The sequence below is a fragment of the Citrobacter sp. LST-B2 genome, from assembly GCF_057983045.1.
Genome location: NZ_CP192598.1, coordinates 3,238,509 through 3,259,279 on the forward strand (window position 1 = coordinate 3,238,509; position 20,771 = coordinate 3,259,279).

Below are 20,771 nucleotides of genomic sequence, written 5' to 3' on the forward strand. Positions count from 1 at the left end.
CCCACTCATTACCATCCCGTCAGAAGCCCGGTTTGACGTCGCGCATATCGGGGAGCTTATGCGCAATCCCCTTATGGCAGTCAATACAGGTTTGCCCGTCTTTCACCGCCTGATCGTGCATTTTTGCGGCGACACTCTTCTGGGCCGTTAAGTCCATGAAGTCAAAGTTGTGACAGTTACGACACTCCTGAGAATTGTTATCTTTCATTCGTCGCCATTCATTCTGTGCCATCGTCAGACGATGCGCTTCGAACTTTTGCGGGGTATCAATCAGTCCCAACGCTTTTGCGTACAGTTCTTTACTGGCCTTGATCTTACGGATCATTTTCGGCACAAACTCGTGTGGTACGTGGCAGTCAGGACAGGTTGCACGCACACCGCTACGGTTGTTGTAGTGTACGGTTTCCATGTATTCCTGATACACGGTATTGCGCATTTCGTGGCAGCTAATGCAGAACTCTTCGGTGTTGGCCTTTTCCATCCCGGTGTTAAATCCACCCCAGAAAATAATCCCGCCGACGAACCCGATTAACAGCAGCGTACCCAGCGCCAGGCGACTGGGGCGACGCCACCACTGCCAGAGGCGCTTAATCCGGCCTGGTTTACGGTTAGCATTTTCCATAATAACCTCTTATTTCCCGTAACCTTTCGATGGGGTAAAGGTGTTACCCACAATCGGCGGGGCGTCAGTCTGCGGCACGTGACACTGCAGACAGAAGTAACGACGCGGCGCCACTTCGGCCAGCACTTTGCCGTCGCTGTCCATAAAGTGCGTCGGACTAATACGCGGCGCGCCGGTGGTACGATAGCTTTCAACGCCGTGGCATTGCAGGCAGCGGTTGGTGTTAGTGGTCACCTGGTAACCATCGACGCTATGGGGAATCATCGGCGGCTGATTCACATAGTTCAGCGGCATACGCTCTTGCTCTTTGTGCATGCGAATCGCCCCTTCCTGTGTCCCCGACACTTCCGGAGACTGGCTAAGATCCACTCCGTTTGCCGCCCAAACCGCACCGCTCACCACCAGGGCCAGCAGGGCTGTCCATTGACACAGCGCTTTCTTCAGGTCATGGCTTTTCATGATTTCGCTCCCGAACTCCATCGTGTAGTTATTGTAAATACGTCCTCAGAACAGACATCCACGCAGCGACCGCAGGCCATGCAATCGCGGCTGGTGACCTGCACCGGGCTTTGCTCATCCAGCACCGGGGCACGTAATACATGCGGTTCCGGGCAAACATGAAAACAGTCCATACAGCGGTTACATTTCTGTCGGTCTTTCGCCGCAACGGTTAATACGCCCTGGCTACCCAGCACGCCATACAGTGCGCCTAAAGGACAAAGATGCCCGCACCAGCCGTGTTCAACGACCAGCAAATCAAATAAAAACAGAGCGATAATCAGCAGTGCGCCGCTACCGAATCCCATCACCAGGCTACGCCCCAGCAGTGAAACAGGGTTAATCCATTCCCACAGTAGCGTCCCGGTCAGTGCTGAACCCACCAGCACGACAACCAGAAGTACGTACCGTATATGACGTGGAATAGTTGCGGACTGATTCAGGTCAAACCTTCTGCGTAGCCAGGCCGCAAAATCGGTAATCGGGTTCAACGGGCAAACCCAACCGCAAAACAATCGCTTTCCTGCCAGGGCGTAAAGCACGGTAATAATCGCCGCACCTGTTAGCGCCACCGCCACAGGCAGATGACCGCTCGCCAGGCTTTGCAGGGTGATGAGCGGATCGGTCAACGGGATCGACTCCAACAGCAGGCTGCTGGAGTAATTCCCGTGCAGGATCCACACGCCAAACCACGGGCCGCTCAGAAACATCCCCAGCACCATAAACTGACAGAGCCGGCGGAAAATCAGCCAGCGATGACTCCGCCAGACGCCTTTTTTCGCCTGCGCTTCACGCCCGGCATCACGTTTACGATTTGCCATCGTTCCCCTCCAGCCAGCCGAAGCGGTAATGGTGACCCAACTCCCCTTTCGCCAGCGACAGCGGCAACACTTTTATTGCCGGCTGTTCCAGCACGCAGACTTTTTCACATTTCCCGCAACCCGTGCAGGCGTCACTGTGAACGGTCGGGATAAATCGCGCATGTTTGCCGGTTCGCATGTTGCGATCCAGTTCCAGCGTGATAGCCTCATCGATTTTTGGGCATTCTCGATAACAGACGTCGCAGCGTAATCCCTGGAAGTTCAGGCAATTTTCCTGATCCAGCAGCACCGCCAGCCCCATCCGCGAATCGTCAATGGAGGCAATCTCCCGGTCCAGCGCCCCGCTGGGGCAGACTTTGGCGCACGGAATGTCTTCACACATCTCGCACGGGATCTCGCGGGCAACAAAATACGGCGTCCCCGCCGACAACCCTGATGCGAGCGTCGCCAGTTTTAAGGTGTCATACGGACATGCCTGAACGCACTGCCCGCAGCGCACGCAGGCGCTGGCAAAGGCGTTCTCGTTCACGGCCCCAGGCGGGCGCAACCGCACGCCTGTAGCCCGTGCGGTTTGCTGCTGTAACCCCAGCGCCACGCCAACGGCAGCCAGTCCGCCCGCTGTGCGAACAACATCGCGCAGAAAGCGGCGGCGGCCATTTTGGGGTTTCGCTGACCTGGACATGGCGTGTTACACCTTCGCCAGTTTCACGGCGCACTTCTTGAAATCCGTCTCTTTAGAGAGCGGATCCGTCGCATCCAGCGTCAGGTTATTCACCAGCTGTGCGGCGTCGAAGAACGCCATGTAGACCAGCCCCTGCGGCGGACGGTTACGTCCACGGGTTTCAACAATGGAAATCACCTCACCACGACGTGAGATCACTTTGACCTTGTCGCCACGGCGCATATCCCGTTTTTTCGCATCCAGCGGATGGATAAACAGAACCCCTTCCGGGAACGCACGGTGCAGTTCCGGCACGCGGCGCGTCATACTGCCGGTATGCCAGTGCTCCAGTACACGCCCCGTGGAAAGCCACAGGTCGTACTCGGCATCCGGCGCTTCTGCGGCCGGTTCAAACGGCAGCGCGAAGATCACCGCTTTACCGTCTGGCTTACCGTAGAACTTGTAGCCTTCACCTGCTTTGACGTATGGATCGTTGCCTTCGCTGTAGCGCCACTGCGTCTCTTTCCCGTCAACCACCGGCCAGCGAAGGCCGCGCGCCTTGTGATAGTCATCGAACGGGGCGAGATCGTGACCGTGTCCACGACCAAACCAGGCGTACTCTTCAAACAGCCCTTTTTGCAGATAGAAGCCCAGCTCACGTGATTCGTCGTTAAGCTGATCCTCTTTCAACTCCGTCAACGGGAACTTGCTCACCGCAGGGGTGGCAAACAGCACGTCGTACAGGGTTTTGCCGCGCAGTTCCGGTTTCTGTGCCAGCAGCTCTTCCGGCCAGACCTCTTCCGTTTTAAAACGTCGCGAGAACTGAACCAGTTGCCACAGATCGGATTTCGATTCGCCCGGCGCTTTAATCTGTTGACGCCAGAACTGGGTACGACGCTCGGCGTTACCGTAAGCCCCTTCTTTCTCCACCCACATTGCGGTTGGCAGGATCAGGTCCGCGGCCAGCGCGCTGACGGTCGGGTACGGATCGGAGACAATGATAAAGTTGCGTGGATCGCGCCAGCCCGGCAGACGATCTTCGTTGATGTTCGGACCGGCCTGCATGTTGTTGGTACACATCGTCCAGTAGACGTTCAGCTTGCCGTCTTTCAATGCCCGGTCCTGGGCAACTGCGTGGAGACCGATTTTCGCCGGAATGGTTCCAGCCGGGATATTCCAGTGCTTTTCACAGATCTCACGGTGTTTTTCGTTAGTGACCACCATGTCCGCCGGCAGACGGTGGGCAAAGGTTCCCACTTCACGCGCGGTACCACAGGCAGAAGGCTGACCGGTCAGTGAGAACGGTCCACAGCCCGGCTGCGCGATTTTGCCAGTCAGCAGGTGAATGTTGTAGATCAGGTTGTTGGCCCACACGCCGCGCGTATGCTGGTTGAAGCCCATCGTCCAGTAAGAGATGACTTTCTTGTTCGGGTCGGCATACAGCTTCGCCAGTTGCTCCAGCTGATCTTTCGGCACGCCGGTCATTTCAGCGGTTTTATCCAGCGTGTACTCAGCCACAAACGCTTTGTAGTCTTCAAAGCTCATCGGCTCAGAAGCATCAGAGCCTGGGTTTTTCGCGGCTTTTTCCAGCGGATGCGTCGGACGCAGGCCGTAACCGATATCCGTTGCCCCTTTGCGGACGTTGACGTGCTTGCTGAAGAAGTCCTGGTTAATCGCGTTGTTTTGAATGATGTAGTTAGCGATGTAGTTGAGGATCACCAGGTCAGACTGTGGCGTAAACACCATCCCGTTGTCCGCCAGCTCGAAGCTACGGTGCTGGAAGGTAGACAGCACGGAGACGTTAACATTTGGATCGGAGAGACGACGGTTGGTAATGCGCGACCAGAGGATCGGGTGCATTTCCGCCATGTTCGAGCCCCACAGGACAAACGCATCGGCATGCTCGATATCGTCGTAGCAGCCCATCGGTTCGTCCATGCCAAAGGTACGCATAAAACCTACCACCGCTGAGGCCATGCAGTGACGCGCGTTGGGATCGAGGTTGTTCGAGCGCAAGCCCGCTTTAAACAGTTTGGAGGCGGCGTAACCTTCCCAGATGGTCCACTGGCCGGAACCAAACATGCCGACAGACTCCGGGCCTTTCTCTTTCAGCGCGGTTTTAAACTTCTCTTCCATCACATCGAAAGCCTGATCCCAGCTGATCGGCGTAAATTCACCGTCTTTGCTGTACTTACCGTCTTTCATACGCAGCAATGGCTGCGTTAAACGGTCCTCTCCGTACATAATTTTGGGCAGGAAATAGCCCTTGATGCAGTTCAGACCACGGTTAACCGGGGCTTCCGGATCACCCTGACAGGCGACAATACGCCCCTGCTGAGTGCCGACCAGCACGCCACAGCCTGTACCACAAAAACGGCACGGGGCTTTATCCCACTTAATGGCTTCCTGTTGACCGACAACTGCGCGGGCAACGCCCGGTACGCTTAGCCCGGCAGCCGCCGCAGCGGCCGCAACGGCGTTAGCTTTCATAAAGCTACGACGACTGAGTTTCATGGTGTTTCCTCACCTTGTTCTTCCTGCTGGTGATAAACCAGCGACACCGCCAGCACGCCCGCAACGTTGCGTACCGACTCAATTGTTTGCATCAGCGTTTCGCTGTGTTCTGCTTCAACCACCGCAATCATCTGGCCGCTTTGCTCGTCGCTTACGGCCACTTCGCAGCCCGGCAAAGCATTTAGCTGCGTGCTAATATCCTGTACCTGTTCGCCTTTGGCCTGAACAATCAGGCTGCAGACCTGCCAGTTAATGTGCATGGTTATACTCCGCGGTAATGGCTGACACCGGGCAACTGGCGACACACGCGCCGCATCCGTTACAGTTCTGGTTATCGAGTTGTGGCTGATAAATGCCGGACAACGTTGGGCGAAACAGGATCGCCTGCGGTTCACAGCTATCCTGACAGCGGCGGCACTCTACGGACTGATACGCCAGACACGCTTGCCCAATGGTGAAAATCAGATCCCATGCCCTGGTGTGGCGCGGAGAAAAGAGAGATTCAGGGCAAGCCTGCGCACAGGCGTAGCAGAAGGTGCATTCGCTTTGTTGGAAATTAACGCTCGGATAGCCACCCGGGCCACGCTGCAAAACATCGTGTTCACAAGCCTGAATACAGGCGTCGCAACGGGTGCACTGGGACAGAAACTGAGATGCTTCCATGATCCACGGCGGACGAATCCCACGATTGGCACTACGCCAACTGCCAGTCAGTATGCCTCGACGGGATAGATCAACCATGGCATCGCCCTTCCATAAACGACGCTCCCCCGGCTGGGTGAACGACAATAAAAACCGCGTTACTACTAAGTCATTATTATGATCGGTAAGATAGTAAAGGATGTGTTCCAGGTGCATACCCCAATCGGGGTAAAACCAGTGGTTGGATCAAAAGAGTGTTAATGAAGCTTGTCAGAATGTGCTTCTCCGCACAGATCAAATGGTTATGTAATATTTTATATATCGCAATGATTGCCGGGATAATTAACCAAAACAAACGGCAAAAACAAGAATAAATAACCAACCAATTTACATAACCACAGTAAATAGACTTTAAAAATACGTAAAGACAGATCAATGATTCTGGTCTATATGTTAATCTGCCGTGAAATCGTTCATAAGATAAAAAAGGAAAACCTGTGAACTCAAAAATAAAGACAATGGTTCCTGCCGTTTTGTTCGCTGCTTTCGCCAGCACCTCTGTGTGGGCGGCCTCCACGGAAGCTAATCCGCAACCGCTGGAAAAAATCGCCCCCTGGCCGCAGGCGGAAAAAGGCATGAAGCGCCAGGTTATTCAGCTACCCCATCAGGAAGATGAATCTACTCTTAAAGTGGAACTGATGATCGGACAGACGCTGGAAGTCGACTGCAATCAGCATCGCCTGGGCGGCGAGCTGGAAAGCAAAACGCTGGAAGGTTGGGGTTATGACTACTACGTCTTTAATAAAGTCACCTCCCCGGTATCGACCATGATGGCTTGTCCGGATGGCAAAAAAGAGCAGAAATTTGTGACCGCCTATCTGGGTAATGACGGTATGCTGCGTTACAACAGCAAGTTGCCGATCGTGGTGTATACCCCGGCAAATGTTGATGTGAAATTCCGCATCTGGAAAGCGGAAGATAACGTGCAGAACGCGGTAACGCGTTAAGTCTCTGATGATGCCGGATAGCGGCACTGCGCCATCCGGCAATACCGTTACAGTGCGATATCTGCCACTTCTTTACGCGCAGGCTGAGCCTGCGGTTTAAGCTGCGCTTTTGGTGCCGCGCCCGTCGTCTGCGGCTGAACATATTGCAGCCCCAGCACTTCACTGGTGTATTGCAGTTCCTGCTGCGTCGCCTCAACGTTGCCGTTCAGTTTTGTACCGTAAGACGGAATAATCGTTTTCAGCTTCGCCTGCCATTGCGGCGTACTCACCTTCTCTTTAAAGACGGTTTCCATCAGATGGAGCATGATCGGTGCCGCAGTGGATGCGCCCGGTGACGCGCCCAGCAGTGCGGCAACGGTCCCCTCTTTGTCGCTCACCACTTCCGTCCCCAGACGCAGCACGCCCCCTTTGTCTTCATCACGTTTGATGATCTGGACACGCTGACCCGCCTGCCACAAACGCCAGTCCGCTTTCTTCGCCTGCGGATAGTACTCTTTCAGCGCGTCGAAGCGGTCATCATCGCTCAGCATCACCTGGCTAATCAGGTATTTCACCAGATCGAAGTTATCCATCCCGACGTTGACCATCGGCATGAAGTTGGAAGGCGTGGTTGAACTCAGCAGATCCCACAGCGAACCGTTTTTCAGGAATTTAGTGGAGAAGGTGGCGAACGGCCCGAACAGCACGACACGTTTACCATCCAGAATACGGGTATCGATATGCGGGACCGACATCGGCGGCGCGCCGACGGAAGCCTGACCGTACACTTTCGCCAGATGCCGGTTCACCACGTCCGGGTTTTCTGCGACCAGGAATTGCCCACCAACCGGGAAGCCTGCGTACTCTTTGGCTTCCGGAATACCGGTTTCCTGCAACAGTTTCAGCGCTGCACCGCCCGCACCGATAAAGACGAATTTGGCTTTGATGTTATGTTCCGCTTCGCCGTTTTTCAGATCGGCGACGGTCACCGTCCAGGTATTATCGTCGTTACGTTTAAACCCACGGACTTCGGTGCTCAACTCCAGTGCAAAGTTAGGCTTTTTCTGCAACGAAGCAATCAATTGGCGCGTAATTTCGCCGTAGTTCACGTCCGTTCCCATTTCGGTACGCGTAGCAGCGACTTTCTGTTTCGGATCGCGCCCTTCCATCACCAGCGGTGCCCACTCTTTGATTTGCGCGTGGTCTTCGGAGTAGCGCATACCACGGAACAGCGTGCTTTGTTGCAGGGCCGCATAGCGGGCGCGCAGGAAGTTGACGTTCTCTTCACCCCAGACGAAGCTCATGTGCGGAACGGTGGTGATGAAGGTGCGCGGATCGTGCATCACGCCACTCTTGACCTGATGCGCCCAGAACTGGCGGGAAATCTGGAAAGCTTCGTTAATTTCGACTGCCTTTTCGGTACTGATACTCCCGTCGGCTTTCTTTGGTGTGTAGTTCAACTCCATCAGCGCAGAGTGCCCGGTTCCGGCATTGTTCCAGCCGTTTGAACTCTCTTGCGCGACACCGTCCAGGCGCTCCACCATGGTCATCGACCAGTCGGGTTCCAGTTCCTGTAGATAAGTTCCCAGTGTGGCGCTCATGATGCCGCCGCCGATCAACAGTACGTCCGTCTCCTGCTCTTCCGTCGCTTTCGCTTTTGCCGCCATCGAGACAGCATTCAGCCCTACGGCCATCGAGAAGAGCATGGCAGTCACTTTTTTCATATGGTTAATGCCTTACTTTTAGTATCGTTTTTTTGCTTTTTTGCAGGTGAAAATCGAGCGGCACCAACGTTAACACTTCAGTAATAATATTTAAATATTGTTTATAAATTATATTAAGATTTTAAAAACGTTAAAAATACGTTGAATCTTTATAGGGTTATTCACAATATTTTCTGGAAACAGACGCTCCAGAAAGGTACTATGCGGCGCGTTGTTATTCACCGCACGGACGCCTGTCGGTCTGCTGTTATCAGGCCCTTTCCGACCTGAGAGTAAATATGTCTGTAACCCCTTCGTCTCCTGCTCTGGCAGCGGAACACACGGTCAGTGGCGTTCTTCGCGCCCCACGTCTGCTGGTACGCGAAACGCTGGCTGGGGTGATCACCGCGCTGGCGCTGATCCCGGAAGTAATCTCCTTTTCGGTGATTGCCGGCGTTGACCCGAAAGTCAGCCTGATTGCCTCAGTGGTGCTTTGTCTGGCAATGTCTTTCATGGGCGGTCGCCCGGCGATGGTCACGGCAGCAGCCGGTTCCGTTGCGCTGGTGATAGGCCCGATGGTGCTCCAGCATGGCGTACAGTACATTCTGCCAGCGGTCGTATTAGCCGGGTTTATCCAGATTCTGTTTGGCGTTACCGGGATGGCGCGCCTGATGCGTTTTATTCCCGCCGCCGTCATGACCGGGTTTGTGAACGCCCTCGGTATTCTGATTTTTTTCGCCCAGGTCCCCCATTTCTGGAGCAAAAGCCCGCTCATCTGGGGGCTGTTTGCCTTAACGCTACTCATTGTGTTGTGGGTGCCGCGCGTTATTAAAAGCATTCCTGCGCCGCTGATTGCCATTGTTTTATTGACGCTGTTTACCGCAACCACCGGTCAATTGCTGCCGACCGTCGGTGATGAAGGCGCAATGAGCGGCGGGCTACCGGGACTGACGCAGCTGTTAGTGCCGCTGAATCTGCAAACGCTGACAATTATCTGGCCCTGCGCGCTGAGTATCGCCTTTGTGGGCCTGATGGAGTCGCTACTGACGGCGAAACTGGTTGATGACCTGACGGTCACGCCGTCGAACAAAAATCGTGAAAGCGCGGGTCTGGGGTTCGCCAACATTCTGGCGGGCTTTTACGGCGGCATTGCTGGCTGCGCGATGATCGGACAGACCATCGTGAATGTGGAGATGGGGAAAGGCCGTAGCCGCGTGTCGACGATCGCCGCCGGGTTGGTTTTACTGCTGCTGGTCACTGCGCTGAGCGACGTGATGGCGAAAATTCCGATGTCGGTTCTGGCCGGGATCATGGTGATTGTGGCGGTGAAAACGTTCAGTTGGCACAGTATCCAGCCCGCCACCCTGACGACACTGCCCGTGGTGGAAACGCTGGTAATGGTCATTACCGTTGGCGCAACGGTCTCCACCGGCAACCTGGCGATTGGCGTGGTTGCCGGCGTGGTGGCGATGGGATTACTACCTCGCGTCGTGAAACGTAAACGACGCACTACATCAGAAACAGCGTCGCCAGCCCAAGAAAAATAAAGAATCCGCCGGTATCGGTAATCGCGGTGATCATCACGCTCGAGCCGACCGCCGGGTCGCGCCCGAGCTTCACCATCGTCATCGGGATAATCACCCCCATCAGCGCCGCCATTAACAGGTTCAGCATCATTGCCAGGGTCATCACCCCGCCGAGCGCCATGTCGTCGTACAGCCACCAGGTGATCCCGCCCATAATCCCCCCCCAGACGAGGCCATTGACCAGTGCCACCCCCATCTCGCGCAGAATAAGAAACGTCAGGTTGCCCGGCTGGATGTTTTGTAACGCCAGCGCCCGAACAATCATGGTGATGGTCTGATTACCGGTATTCCCGCCGATCCCGGCGACAATGGGCATCAGCGACGCTAATGCCACCAGTTGTGAAATGGTGTGTTCAAAGCCATCAATCACGCGCGAGGCAATGAACGCAGTACACAGGTTGATAGCCAGCCACGCCCAGCGCGTTTTCACCGCTTTGGGAACGGGCGCAAAAACATCCTCTTCGGCGCTCAATCCGCCCATTCGACGCAGATCGGTGTCCGTCTCTTCGTAGACCACGTCGACGATCTCGTCGATCGTCAAGCGTCCCATCAGTTTACCGGCAGAATCGACTACCGCCGCACTGACCAGGTTGTCACGCTCGAAGGTACGCGCCGCATTTTCCGTTTTATCTTCCGGGGCGAAGGTCAGCGGATCGTCATCCATCACCTCGCTGACTTTACACTGCACGTCATTGAGCAAAATACAGGTCAGGGTTAGCTCACCAACCAGCGTTTTGTCGCGACGGGTGACAAACAGTTTGTCAGTGTTTTCCGGCATCTTGCCCAGACGACGCAGATAACGCTGCACTACTTGCAGCGTCACATCCGGGCGCACGGTGATGACCTCGAATTCCATGATCGCGCCGACGCGATTCTTTTCGTAATGCATGACCTGGCGCACGCGGGCCCGCTCTTCGGGCGGCAGCGTCGCCAGCAACCGGCCTGTGAGGTTACGCGGCAGGTGCTGAACCAGATAAATCTGTTCGTCGATGTCGAGATATTGCAGCGCCTCAAGCAGTTCCCGGTCGGTCATTTCATCGATCAGGTCATCCCAGACGTTTTCGGACGCCTCAAGCAGGACGTATCCACGCTTATCACTCTGAATCAGCCGCCAAAGGGCGTGACGTTCTTCCGACGGGAGCGCTTCAAGGGTATCCGCCAGGTCAGGTGGTGGAAGATGGTCGACCAGCGCGCCTACCTCAGCAATATCGTCGGCTAACGTTCCGACATCATATTGCTCAGCCAGGGTGAGCTTGCCTAACAGGGTGGAAACAATGGCTTTATCGGTGGTAAGCAGCCAGATCAGCCGCGCACGCTCTTCATCGCGCAGCCTTGCGCTGTTTTGGTGTTTTGCGAACATTAATCATAAATCCATGATACGAGATGCCATTAAGCATGGCGCGAGGTTATGTAAATAACAATAAACGGGGGCGTCAGATGAATAAAAAAACAACCGTTGTCCCGAAACGCCTTGCGCCATCGGGACCACCGTCAGATGAATCAGGCCGTGCGCGCGACGGCATCGCGTGACGCAGCATCACGCTCATCGCCCACCAGCTCAATCAGTTGTCCGTTACGCATTTCCAGCAAACGATCGGCGTGAATAAAATAGTGATCGTCGTGACTAATGGCAAAAATGGTTTTCCCCATCTCCTGCATCAGCGGCAACAACACCTGGTAAAACTCGCGGCGGAAGTGCGGATCCTGATCGGCCGCCCACTCATCGAGCAGGATAATGTCGCGATCTTCCGCCAGCGCCAGCAGCAGCGCCACGCGCTTTTTCTGCCCCTTCGACAGTTTCAGATTCAGGATCCGGCCATCGCTCAGTTCCAGTTTGTGCGCCATTTTCAGGTGCCCCAGCCACTTCTCAACCAGAGCAGGATCGGCCGGATTGCCTTCTGGTCCCAGTAGCTGGTCAAACAGCCAGACGTCGGTAAACACCGCGGAAAAGAGCTTGCGATAATCTTCCGGCTTTTCGGCGCTGACAGGCTTACCGTCCAGCAGGATCTCCCCGGACTGCGGCTGGTACAGCCCCGTCAGCAGCATCGCCAGCGTCGATTTGCCGCTGCCGTTACCGCCGATTAAGAACAGCAACTCACCGCGATTGATCGTCAGATTCACCGGCCCCACGGAGAACGCGTTGTCCTGATAGTGGAACATGACGTTACGCAGTTCGAGGGTTTTCCATCCCGGGAACGCCTGCGGGCGCGGAAATTCTGCTTTAAACGGTGCCAGCGCGAATGTGTTCAGCTTGTTGAAAGCAACCTGCGCCGTAAGCAGCGTAGGGAGTGCTCCAACCGCCGACAGCAGCGGCGTGCGCAGGAATAAAAGCGTTAATGAGTAGGTCGCCGCAACGTTGGTATCCGCCCAGCCGAGACTGTTTGCCATCCAGAACACCAGGCCAATCGCGCCAAGCATCATAATGTTCGACCAGTTCACGGCGCTGAGGTGGAAGGTATCGGCGCGAATAATGAGGTGGCGATACGCTTTGGCATCCGGAATATAGAGGTTGTTGAAGATATGTTCCGCCCGCTCGCGGTTGAGCGTCAGCTCTTTGCGTCCTTCCAGCACCGTCTGATAATCGTTATACAGCTTATCTTCGGTTTCGCGCAGCGTCGCCATGTGCCGGTAAACCCGCGATACCAGCATAAACCCGCCCCAGATGGTTATGACCATCCAGATAGCGGTCACCAACAGCATTTTGGTCGACAGCATCGCCAGATACGCCGCCGAACCGACGGTCAGAATAATCCCCTGCACCAGTTCAGGCAGACGAACAAAAGCGATGGTGATATTGCGCACGTCGCTGGTCAACCCGGCCAGCAGAGAGGCACTGCCCAGTTGTTCAATACGTTCCACGTGCGTATCGAGAATACGCTTGATGAATTCACTGCGCAGACGGAAGACAAAGTGGTGTCCTAGCGTGGTGAGCGCCAGTTGTGAACCCAGCGTCACCGCCATCAGCAGTAGCAGTAGTCCGAGAAATTCCGGTAAAACCAGCAGAGAGGGATCCGCAGTCTCAATAAGACGCTGATTGATAAAAGCGATGAGGCCAATCCCCAGCGCCGCGCTGACGAGGCTGAGCGCCATCACGCAAATAAATGGCCAGCGATACTGCCGCCAGACAAGAAGAAGTAGTTCCATTCATACAACCCGGACAAGGAATAACAGCCCGCAGTTTAAACATCTCAACGCGTTCAGCAATAATAATTCTTATTTTTATTCTTTTTTACCCGCCTGGCGAAAAGTCAGATTGTAACGACAGTCGGCGGTCGCCGGATGGAACCCAGCCTTCAGCGGCTGAATTCCGTGGTAAAACAAGCGCGATTCGCCGCCCCAGACCACTACATCGCCATGTTCCAGTAGAACGCGCGTCAGCGGATCGCTACGTTTCAGGCCGCCAAACTGAAAGACAGCCGGTAATCCCAGCGAGACAGAAACAATGGGCGCCCGCAGATCCGGCTCGTCTTTATCCTGGTGCAGCGAAAGCTTTGCGCCAGGCGCATAGCGGTTGATCAGGCAGGCGTCCGGCTGATAATCCGTATAGCCTGCCGCCGTTGCCGCCTGCTGACACAACCGCAGGAAGGACGGCGGAAAATCCGGCCAGGCGTGCCCCGTCAGCGGATCGATTGGCGAATAGAGGTAGCCATGACGGTCGGTCGTCCAGCCCAGCCGTCCACAGTTAGTCATCGCCACCGACATGGTGTAACCGCCGGGGGTGATCATCTGGCGAAACGGCGACCGACGGGCGACCACCTCAATCTCCTGCACCAGTTGCAACGCTGTGTTGAAGGCAAAGCGGCGCAAAATGACGGCACCAGGCGCCAGCGGTTCCTGCCAGGGCTGCGAATCGGCAAACAAATCAAGCATTATGCCCCCTCATCAGGAGACTCACGTCGCAGGATTTGTGCCTTACGCGACACGCCCCAGCGATAGCCGGAAAGCGAACCGTCGCCTCGCACAACGCGGTGACAGGGGATCACGATCGCCAGTTTATTCGCGCCACAGGCGCTGGCGACGGCACGAACCGCGTTCGGCTTACCGATGGCTTTTGCCAGTTGCTGGTAGCTGACGGTCTCACCGTAAGGGATCGCCCGCAGCGCCTGCCAGACCTGTTGTTGAAACGCGGTACCCTGAATATCCAGCGGCAACGACAGCGCGGCATCACGCCCGTCAATACTGGCGATAACGCGGTGAATACGCTGCTGGAAAGCGGGATCGGCGGGTTGAGCCTGAGCGGCCGGGAACAATGTCTGCAGTTCAGCCATCAGCGCCGCATCGTCATCCCCTAACAAAATGGCGCAAATCCCCCGCTCGCTTTCCGCCACCAGACAGCGTCCGAGTGAGCAATCCGCCAGCGCATAGCGCACCGCCAGCTTGTCACCGCCGCGACGGAACTGCTTTGCCGTCATCCCAAGCGTTGCATCAGCATTACGATAGTAGCTGCTGCTGTCCGGGAATCCGGCATTCAGAATCGCCTGCGTCACGCTTTCGCCGTGGCTCAGGGCATCGCGCAGTCGGCGGGCGCGATACGCCTGCTGCCACGCTTTTGGCGTCATCCCGGTCGTGGCTTTGAACACGCGATGCAGATGGTACGGACTCATCGCCACCTGTTCAGCCAGCGCATCGAGCGTGATGGGGCTCTCCTGCTCCAGAAGCTGACAGGCAAGCGTAATTTTATCCAGTCGATGCTGCCGGGCGTTGGCTTTATCCGGCTGACAGCGTTTACACGGGCGAAACCCGGCCAGCAACGCGGCCTGCGCGTCAGGAAAGAAGCGGACATTTTTACGCAGCGCATGTTTTGCCGTGCAGGAAGGTCGGCAAAAGATGCCGGTCGTCTGCACCGCAAAGACAAACTGTCCGTCAGCCTCAGAATCACGTTCCAGCACCGATTGCCAGCGCTGGTCGTCATTTACGCGTAGAGAATTTTTCATACTGGACTCCTTCGTTAAGCATAGTGCCTGCTTAGCGGCAGTGTGTCCGAAACCCATCACACGAAAACCCGCAATCTTGCTTTTTAATTTTGTTCACGAATGAGAAAACTTTCAAACTGCGGAGACATCCAGGTTTTGAATCCCTCCCCCTCTTTGATAATCATGTACACCGCCAGCCCTTCCCGGCGTACGACCTCTTTGGCTTTCTCCGTGCCGAGCACCATCAGTCCGGTATCCCAGCCATCCGCTTCCAGCGCCGTTGGCGCTATCACCGTCACTGACACCAGATTATGCTCAATGGGGCGTCCCGTCTGCGGATCGATAACATGAGTGAGGCGTTTTCCGTTCAGCTCATAATAGTTGCGATAGCTGCCGGAGGTACTAATACCGTGCCCGTTAATATCCACCACCGCCTGAACCGCGTTTTCACGGTCGGTAGGCTTCTGGATCGCCACCCGCCACGGATGCCCTTCAGCGTTCATCCCGCGACTGTTCAGCGCCCCCCCGACAGAGACCAGATAGCGTGCGATACCTTCGCGCTCCATCAACTGTGCCAGGTGATCGGCGGCATAGCCTTCACCGACAGTGGAGAGATCGACAAACAAATCTGGCAGATCTTTTTGCAGGTACTGCTGTTTCGCCTGGTTGATCACCGACAGGTGCTGCAACCCGCTGTTGGCTTTTGCCGCATCAATTTGCGCCTGCGTCGGGATCTGGACCGGTTGCTTGTCGGGACCAAACCCCCACAAGTTCACCAACGGCCCAACGGTGATGTCCATCGCCCCCTGGGTTTTTTGCCCAATACGCAGCGCTGAGGTAACAATGTCCGCCATTGCCTCGTTGACAGGCCAGGGAGAAAGACTTTTCGACTGGTTGAAGCGCATTAGCGCCGAATCATTTTTATAAGTGGAGAGCAGTTGGTCGTCGGCATCCAGTTGCGTCTGAATTTTCGTTTGTAGCGCCGCTGCTGATTTGGCATCGACTCCGACCACGCTCACGCGCCAGAAGGTGCCCATTGTTTTCCCTTCCAGCACGACCGGAGCCGCGGCAGGCGTTTGCGCCGCGTCCGGTGCGTTATCGCACCCGGTAAAAAAGAGAGTCACAGCCAGTAAGGCCGCACGAGCAACGTTCATTTCCATACGTGATTGTCCTCCTGCAAAAGAGGCGCAAGAGTACACCAAAAACCGGCGGTTGTACGCCGAAAAACCGCACAAAAAAAGGCCCCGCAGGGCCTTTTATCGACATTAAGCAAACTTAGAATTGGTAAACCAGGCCCAGTGCAACAACGTCGTCGGTGCTGATACCGGCATCACGAGTGAAGTTGTTGTCATCCAGCAGGTTGATTTTGTAATCAACGTAGGTGGACATGTTTTTGTTGAAGTAGTAGGTTGCGCCCACATCAACATATTTCAGCAGATCTTCATCGTCGTAGTTACGACCGTTGAGAGTCCCCAGGTTTTTACCTTTGGACTGCAGGTAAGCAACGGACGGACGCAGACCGAAGTCGAACTGGTACTGAGCAACCACTTCGAAGTTCTGCGCTTTGTTTGCCCAACCTTCGCCGCCTACACGCGTTGCGTTATAGGTCTGAGTGTACTGCGCCGCCAGGTACAGGTTGTTAGCGTCGTATTTCAGGCCACCGGTGTAGGTTTCAGCGCGATCGCCGTTACCCAGGTAGATCGCTCTGTTCTGCTCATCAGTACGTTTGGAGCTGCTCACTGCCGCACCCAGACCGAAGCCTTCGCCGATGTCATAGGTTACAGAACCGCCAACGCCGTCACCGTTCTGACGCAGCGCTTCACGACCGTTGTTAGTCACGCCGGTGTAAGCGATGCCATCAGCACCTTCACCAGATGGGCTACCGTTTTTACCCTGATACTGCAGGGCAAAGTTCAGGCCATCAACCAGACCGAAGAAATCAGCGTTACGGTAAGTCGCGAAGCCGTTACCACGCTGCTGCATGAAGTTATCAGAACCGTAGGTATCCCCACCGAATTCTGGCAGGACGTCGGTCCAGGACGTGACGTCATACACAACGCCGTAGTTACGACCGTAGTCGAAAGAACCCGCATCGCCGAATTTCAGACCGGCGAAGGCAACACGAGTCCAGGAGTTGTTTTCGGATTCAGGCGCGTTACCCTGGATCTGATACTCCCACTGGCCATAACCGGTGATCTGATCGTTAACCTGGGTTTCGCCTTTGAAGCCGATACGCATGTAGGTCTGATCGCCATCAGCGTTTTTATCATCGGAGAAATAATGCAGACCGTCGACTTTACCGAACAGGTCTAATTTGTTGCCGTCTTTGTTGTAAATTTCAGCCGCATTTGCTGCGCCTGCTACCAGCAGTGCTGGTACCAGGAGGGACAGTACTTTAACTTTCATGTTATTAACCCTCTGTTATATGCCTTTATTTGCTTTTTTATGCCACTGCATACTGATTAACCCTCATTAACCAGTCGGCAAGTTCATTCTCCTCAAAATTGCAGAATAATCCAACACGAATATGATACTAAAACTTTTAAGATGTTTCATTTATCCACATAGATGTTTCAAAATGTAAATTCCAAGGAACTTTTTTTTTGCTTCAAAAAGACAAAAAATAAGCACGATCACTCAAGAAATATATAAAATACATATAAAACAATTAATTACACAAATAAGTTTGATAGCACTGAATGACAAAACAAAATCGTCATGCATCTCTAAAATATCTCTCGCTATCATCATTAACTTTATTTATTACCGTCATTCATTTCTGAATGTCTGTTTACCCCTATTTCAACCGGATGCGATGCGTCCGGTTTTTTTTTACCCTTCTTTACACTTATTTTCTCTTTATGTGCTACCGCATAAAAATAATAACAACTATTAACTATTTACCTTCACTCAGTCACTGACTGATATCAGAAACCGATTTCTTGTTATTTCGTGCTATTTCTTCACACTTGACGGGGAATATGTGTACGCCTCTGGTGGGCCTGTACACTTTTACGCCATTTAACTGATGAATTCTTTTTGGCAAAAAATGCAGAACATCAATGAGTAGAGAGTGTGGAAATTCACACCGTACCCTTTATACTGCCCTTTCACCTTCTGCGTTGTTTTACAGGTCATAACCACGAATGAGTCAGTCTGATACAACGGCTACGTCCCGATTTTCCCTCTTGCCGGGAAGCATTACCCGTTTCTTTTTATTGCTGATCATTGTGTTGCTGGTGACGATGGGCGTGATGGTGCAAAGCGCGGTTAACGCCTGGTTGAAAGATAAAAGCTATCAAATCGTCGATATCACCCATGCAATTCATAAGCGTATCGATACCTGGCGTTACGCGACCTGGCAAATCTATGACAACATCGCCGCGACGACGAATCCGTCGAGCAGCGAAGGATTGCAGGAAACTCGCCTGAAACAGGACGTTTACTATCTTGAAAAACCGCGGCGAAAAACCGAAGCGCTGATCTTTGGCTCGCATGACAGCTCAACGCTGGAAATGACGCAGCGCATCTCGTCCTACCTCGACACGCTGTGGGGCGCTGAGACGGTGCCGTGGTCCATGTATTATCTCAACGGGCAGGATAACAGCCTGACGCTCATCTCGACGCTGCCGTTAAAAGATCTCTCTTCGGGATTTAAAGAGTCGACCATCGGCAGCATTGTCGATTCCCGTCGGGCAGAAATGCTCCAGCAGGCCAATGCGCTTGACGAACGGGAAAGTTTCTCATCGCTGCGTCGGCTGGCATGGCAAAACGGCCACTATTTTACGCTGCGAACCACGTTTAATCAGCCGGGACACCTGGCGACCGTTGTCGCGTTTGACCTGCCCATCAACGACTTAATTCCTCCCGGCATGCCACTGGACAGCTTCCGCCTTGAGCCTGACACGACTCCAGCCAGCGCACGCAATGCAGATAAAGAATCGCCCGACAGCGTAAGCATCAGCTTTAACAGTTCGAAAATTGAAATCTCGTCGGCGCTGAACTCGACGGGAATGCGCCTGGTCTGGCAGGTGCCGTTTGGCACCCTACTGCTCGATACGCTGCAAAACATCCTGTTACCGCTATTGCTGAATATCGGGCTGCTGGCGCTCGCCCTGTTCGGCTATACCACCTTCCGCAACCAGCCGGGACGCACAACGGAAGTCGCGCCGAATACCGCAGCTAATAATGAGCTACGGATTCTGCGCGCGATTAACGAAGAGATTGTCTCCCTACTGCCGCTGGGTCTGCTGGTGCATGATCAAGAAGCGAACCGCACAGTGATGAGTAACAAAATTGCCGACCATCTGTTGCCGCATCTGAATCTGCAAAACATCACCAGCATGGCGGAACAGCATCAGGGCGTGATCCAGGCGACCGTCAATAACGAGCTGTATGAGATACGCCTGTTCCGCAGCCAGGTCGCTCCACGCACCCAGATCTTTATTATCCGCGACCAGGATCGTGAAGTGCTGGTGAACAAAAAGCTCAAACAGGCTCAGCGGTTATATGAAAAAAATCAGCAGGGCCGCGTCGCCTTTATGCAAAACATCAGCGAGACGTTGAAAGAGCCGGTCAAAACGCTGGCAGCGGAAGTTGCTCAATTGCAAACGTCTGATGCACAGCAACTGGCGAATCATGCCGATGTACTGGTCCGCATGATCGATGAAATTCAACTGGCGAACATGCTGGAAAACGACGCCTGGAAGAGTGAGCCTACCCTCTTCTCGGTTCAGGCGTTAATTGACGAAGTCGTCCCGCAAGTGCTGCCCGCGATGAAGCGTAAAGGCCTGCAACTGCTCATCAACAACCATCTGAAGGCAAACGACGAACGACATGGCGATCGCGATGCACTGCGACGGATCTTACTGCTGTTGATGCAGTACGCGGTAACAACTACCCAGATTGGCAAAATCACGCTCGAGGTTGATCAGGACGAATCGGTGGCCGAGCGCCTGACGTTCCGCATTCTGGATACCGGCGAAGGCGTGACGTTAAGCGAAATTGACAACCTGCATTTCCCGTTCATCAGTGAGACGCAGAAAGACCGTTACGGTAAAGCCAATCCGCTGGCCTTTTGGTTATGCGATCAGCTGGCACGTAAACTTGGCGGACATTTGAGCATAAAAGCGCGAGATGCGCTGGGTACACGCTATACAGTCCATGTTAAAATGACGCCGCTCGACCAGCATAAAGAAGACGAAGAGCGTCTGCTGGATGATGTCAGCGTGATGATCGACGTGACCTCTAACGAGGTGCGCAATATCGTGCTTCGCCAGTTGGAAAACTGGGGAGCGACCTGCATCACCCCGGATGAGAGACTCATAAGTCAAGAATATGATCTCTTTTTAACTGATAATCCGTCTAATCTTACTGCCTCCGGCTTGCTTTTAAGCGATGATGAGTCAGGCGTGCGGAAAATTGGCCCAGGCCAGCTTCGCGTCAACTTTAATATGAGCAACGCTATGCAGGAAGCTGTACTACAACTAATTGAAGAGCAACTGGCACAAGAAGCGATCCCGGAATCCCCTCTGGGAGGTGATGAAAACGCCGAACTTCATGCCAGCGGTTATTACGCACTATTTGTAGACACAGTACCGGATGATGTTAAGAGGTTGTATACTGAGGCTGCAATCAGCGATTTTGCTGCGCTAGCCCAAACGGCTCACCGCCTGAAAGGCGTGTTTGCCATGCTAAATCTGGTACCCGGCAAGCAGTTATGTGAAACGCTGGAACATCTGATTCGTGAGAAAGATGCTCCAGGAATAGAAAAATACATCAGCGACATTGACACCTACGTCAAGAGCTTGCTGTAGCAAGGTAGC

17 protein-coding genes are annotated in these 20,771 nt (G+C 54.2%); 3 read left to right on the top strand and 14 right to left on the bottom strand.

From position 1 onward, the window contains the following. Window positions 1-19 precede the first annotated feature (19 nt). Genes napC through napF form a run of 7 tightly spaced genes read right to left on the bottom strand, consistent with a single transcriptional unit; the run spans window position 20 to window position 5,857 of the window. The gene (gene napC / locus ACQ0PY_RS15700) at window positions 20-622 is read right to left on the bottom strand and encodes a cytochrome c-type protein NapC (RefSeq protein WP_043000082.1); all 603 of its coding nucleotides are present in this window, start codon (window positions 620-622) and stop codon (window positions 20-22) included. Window positions 623-631: 9 nt separating this feature from the next. Continuing rightward, the gene (gene napB / locus ACQ0PY_RS15705) at window positions 632-1,081 is read right to left on the bottom strand and encodes a nitrate reductase cytochrome c-type subunit (RefSeq protein WP_042317908.1); all 450 of its coding nucleotides are present in this window, start codon (window positions 1,079-1,081) and stop codon (window positions 632-634) included. Further along, window positions 1,078-1,941 carry a quinol dehydrogenase ferredoxin subunit NapH gene (gene napH, locus ACQ0PY_RS15710; RefSeq protein WP_044268651.1) on the bottom strand — a complete coding sequence of 288 codons (864 nt, stop codon included), beginning with the start codon at window positions 1,939-1,941 and terminating at the stop codon, window positions 1,078-1,080. The genes napB and napH overlap by 4 nt, the downstream gene beginning before the upstream one ends. Next, window positions 1,928-2,623, bottom strand: a complete 696-nt coding sequence (gene napG / locus ACQ0PY_RS15715; RefSeq protein ID WP_043000080.1) for a ferredoxin-type protein NapG — start codon at window positions 2,621-2,623, stop codon at window positions 1,928-1,930. Before napG ends, napH begins: the two co-directional genes overlap by 14 nt. A 6-nt stretch (window positions 2,624-2,629) precedes the next feature. Then, window positions 2,630-5,116, bottom strand: a complete 2,487-nt coding sequence (gene napA, locus ACQ0PY_RS15720; protein WP_044258593.1) for a nitrate reductase catalytic subunit NapA — start codon at window positions 5,114-5,116, stop codon at window positions 2,630-2,632. Next, a complete protein-coding gene (gene napD / locus ACQ0PY_RS15725) occupies window positions 5,113-5,376 on the bottom strand; it encodes a chaperone NapD (protein WP_043000078.1) in 264 nt (87 codons plus the stop codon). The genes napA and napD overlap by 4 nt, the downstream gene beginning before the upstream one ends. Further along, complete coding sequence (gene napF / locus ACQ0PY_RS15730; protein ID WP_043000077.1) at window positions 5,366-5,857, bottom strand: ferredoxin-type protein NapF; 492 nt, start codon at window positions 5,855-5,857, stop codon at window positions 5,366-5,368. The genes napD and napF overlap by 11 nt, the downstream gene beginning before the upstream one ends. 410 nt (window positions 5,858-6,267) lie before the next feature. Here napF and eco point away from each other — a divergent pair, with 410 nt between their 5' ends. Further along, on the top strand, window positions 6,268-6,765 hold the full coding sequence (gene eco / locus ACQ0PY_RS15735; RefSeq protein ID WP_043001880.1) for a serine protease inhibitor ecotin: 498 nt from the start codon (window positions 6,268-6,270) through the stop codon (window positions 6,763-6,765). A gap of 47 nt (window positions 6,766-6,812) precedes the next feature. On the opposite strand, the gene mqo is transcribed toward eco, so the two are convergent. Beyond that, a complete protein-coding gene (gene mqo / locus ACQ0PY_RS15740) occupies window positions 6,813-8,468 on the bottom strand; it encodes a malate dehydrogenase (quinone) (protein ID WP_044328456.1) in 1,656 nt (551 codons plus the stop codon). A gap of 278 nt (window positions 8,469-8,746) precedes the next feature. Between mqo and ACQ0PY_RS15745 the strand changes: the two genes are divergently transcribed. Then, window positions 8,747-9,994 (top strand): SulP family inorganic anion transporter, encoded by a 1,248-nt coding sequence (locus ACQ0PY_RS15745; protein WP_109740412.1) that lies wholly within the window; start codon window positions 8,747-8,749, stop codon window positions 9,992-9,994. Here the strand turns inward: ACQ0PY_RS15745 and mgtE are convergent. The 6 genes from mgtE to ACQ0PY_RS15775 form a co-directional block, all read right to left on the bottom strand. Continuing rightward, entirely contained in the window at window positions 9,957-11,393 is a 1,437-nt protein-coding gene (gene mgtE / locus ACQ0PY_RS15750) for a magnesium transporter (RefSeq protein WP_043000074.1), read from the bottom strand. The two genes, ACQ0PY_RS15745 and mgtE, sit on opposite strands and share 38 nt — an antisense overlap. 140 nt (window positions 11,394-11,533) lie before the next feature. Beyond that, on the bottom strand, window positions 11,534-13,177 hold the full coding sequence (locus tag ACQ0PY_RS15755; protein ID WP_109740413.1) for a multidrug ABC transporter permease/ATP-binding protein: 1,644 nt from the start codon (window positions 13,175-13,177) through the stop codon (window positions 11,534-11,536). Between the two features lie 75 nt (window positions 13,178-13,252). Beyond that, complete coding sequence (gene alkB / locus ACQ0PY_RS15760; RefSeq protein ID WP_043000072.1) at window positions 13,253-13,903, bottom strand: DNA oxidative demethylase AlkB; 651 nt, start codon at window positions 13,901-13,903, stop codon at window positions 13,253-13,255. Continuing rightward, on the bottom strand, window positions 13,903-14,967 hold the full coding sequence (gene ada, locus ACQ0PY_RS15765; protein WP_109740414.1) for a bifunctional DNA-binding transcriptional regulator/O6-methylguanine-DNA methyltransferase Ada: 1,065 nt from the start codon (window positions 14,965-14,967) through the stop codon (window positions 13,903-13,905). Before ada ends, alkB begins: the two co-directional genes overlap by 1 nt. 83 nt (window positions 14,968-15,050) lie before the next feature. Continuing rightward, window positions 15,051-16,106 (bottom strand): FAD:protein FMN transferase ApbE, encoded by a 1,056-nt coding sequence (gene apbE / locus ACQ0PY_RS15770; protein ID WP_043000070.1) that lies wholly within the window; start codon window positions 16,104-16,106, stop codon window positions 15,051-15,053. Between the two features lie 115 nt (window positions 16,107-16,221). Next, entirely contained in the window at window positions 16,222-17,352 is a 1,131-nt protein-coding gene (locus ACQ0PY_RS15775) for a porin OmpC (RefSeq protein ID WP_043000069.1), read from the bottom strand. Between the two features lie 740 nt (window positions 17,353-18,092). Here ACQ0PY_RS15775 and rcsD point away from each other — a divergent pair. Next, a complete protein-coding gene (gene rcsD / locus ACQ0PY_RS15780) occupies window positions 18,093-20,762 on the top strand; it encodes a phosphotransferase RcsD (protein WP_044258583.1) in 2,670 nt (889 codons plus the stop codon). Window positions 20,763-20,771: the final 9 nt, after the last annotated feature.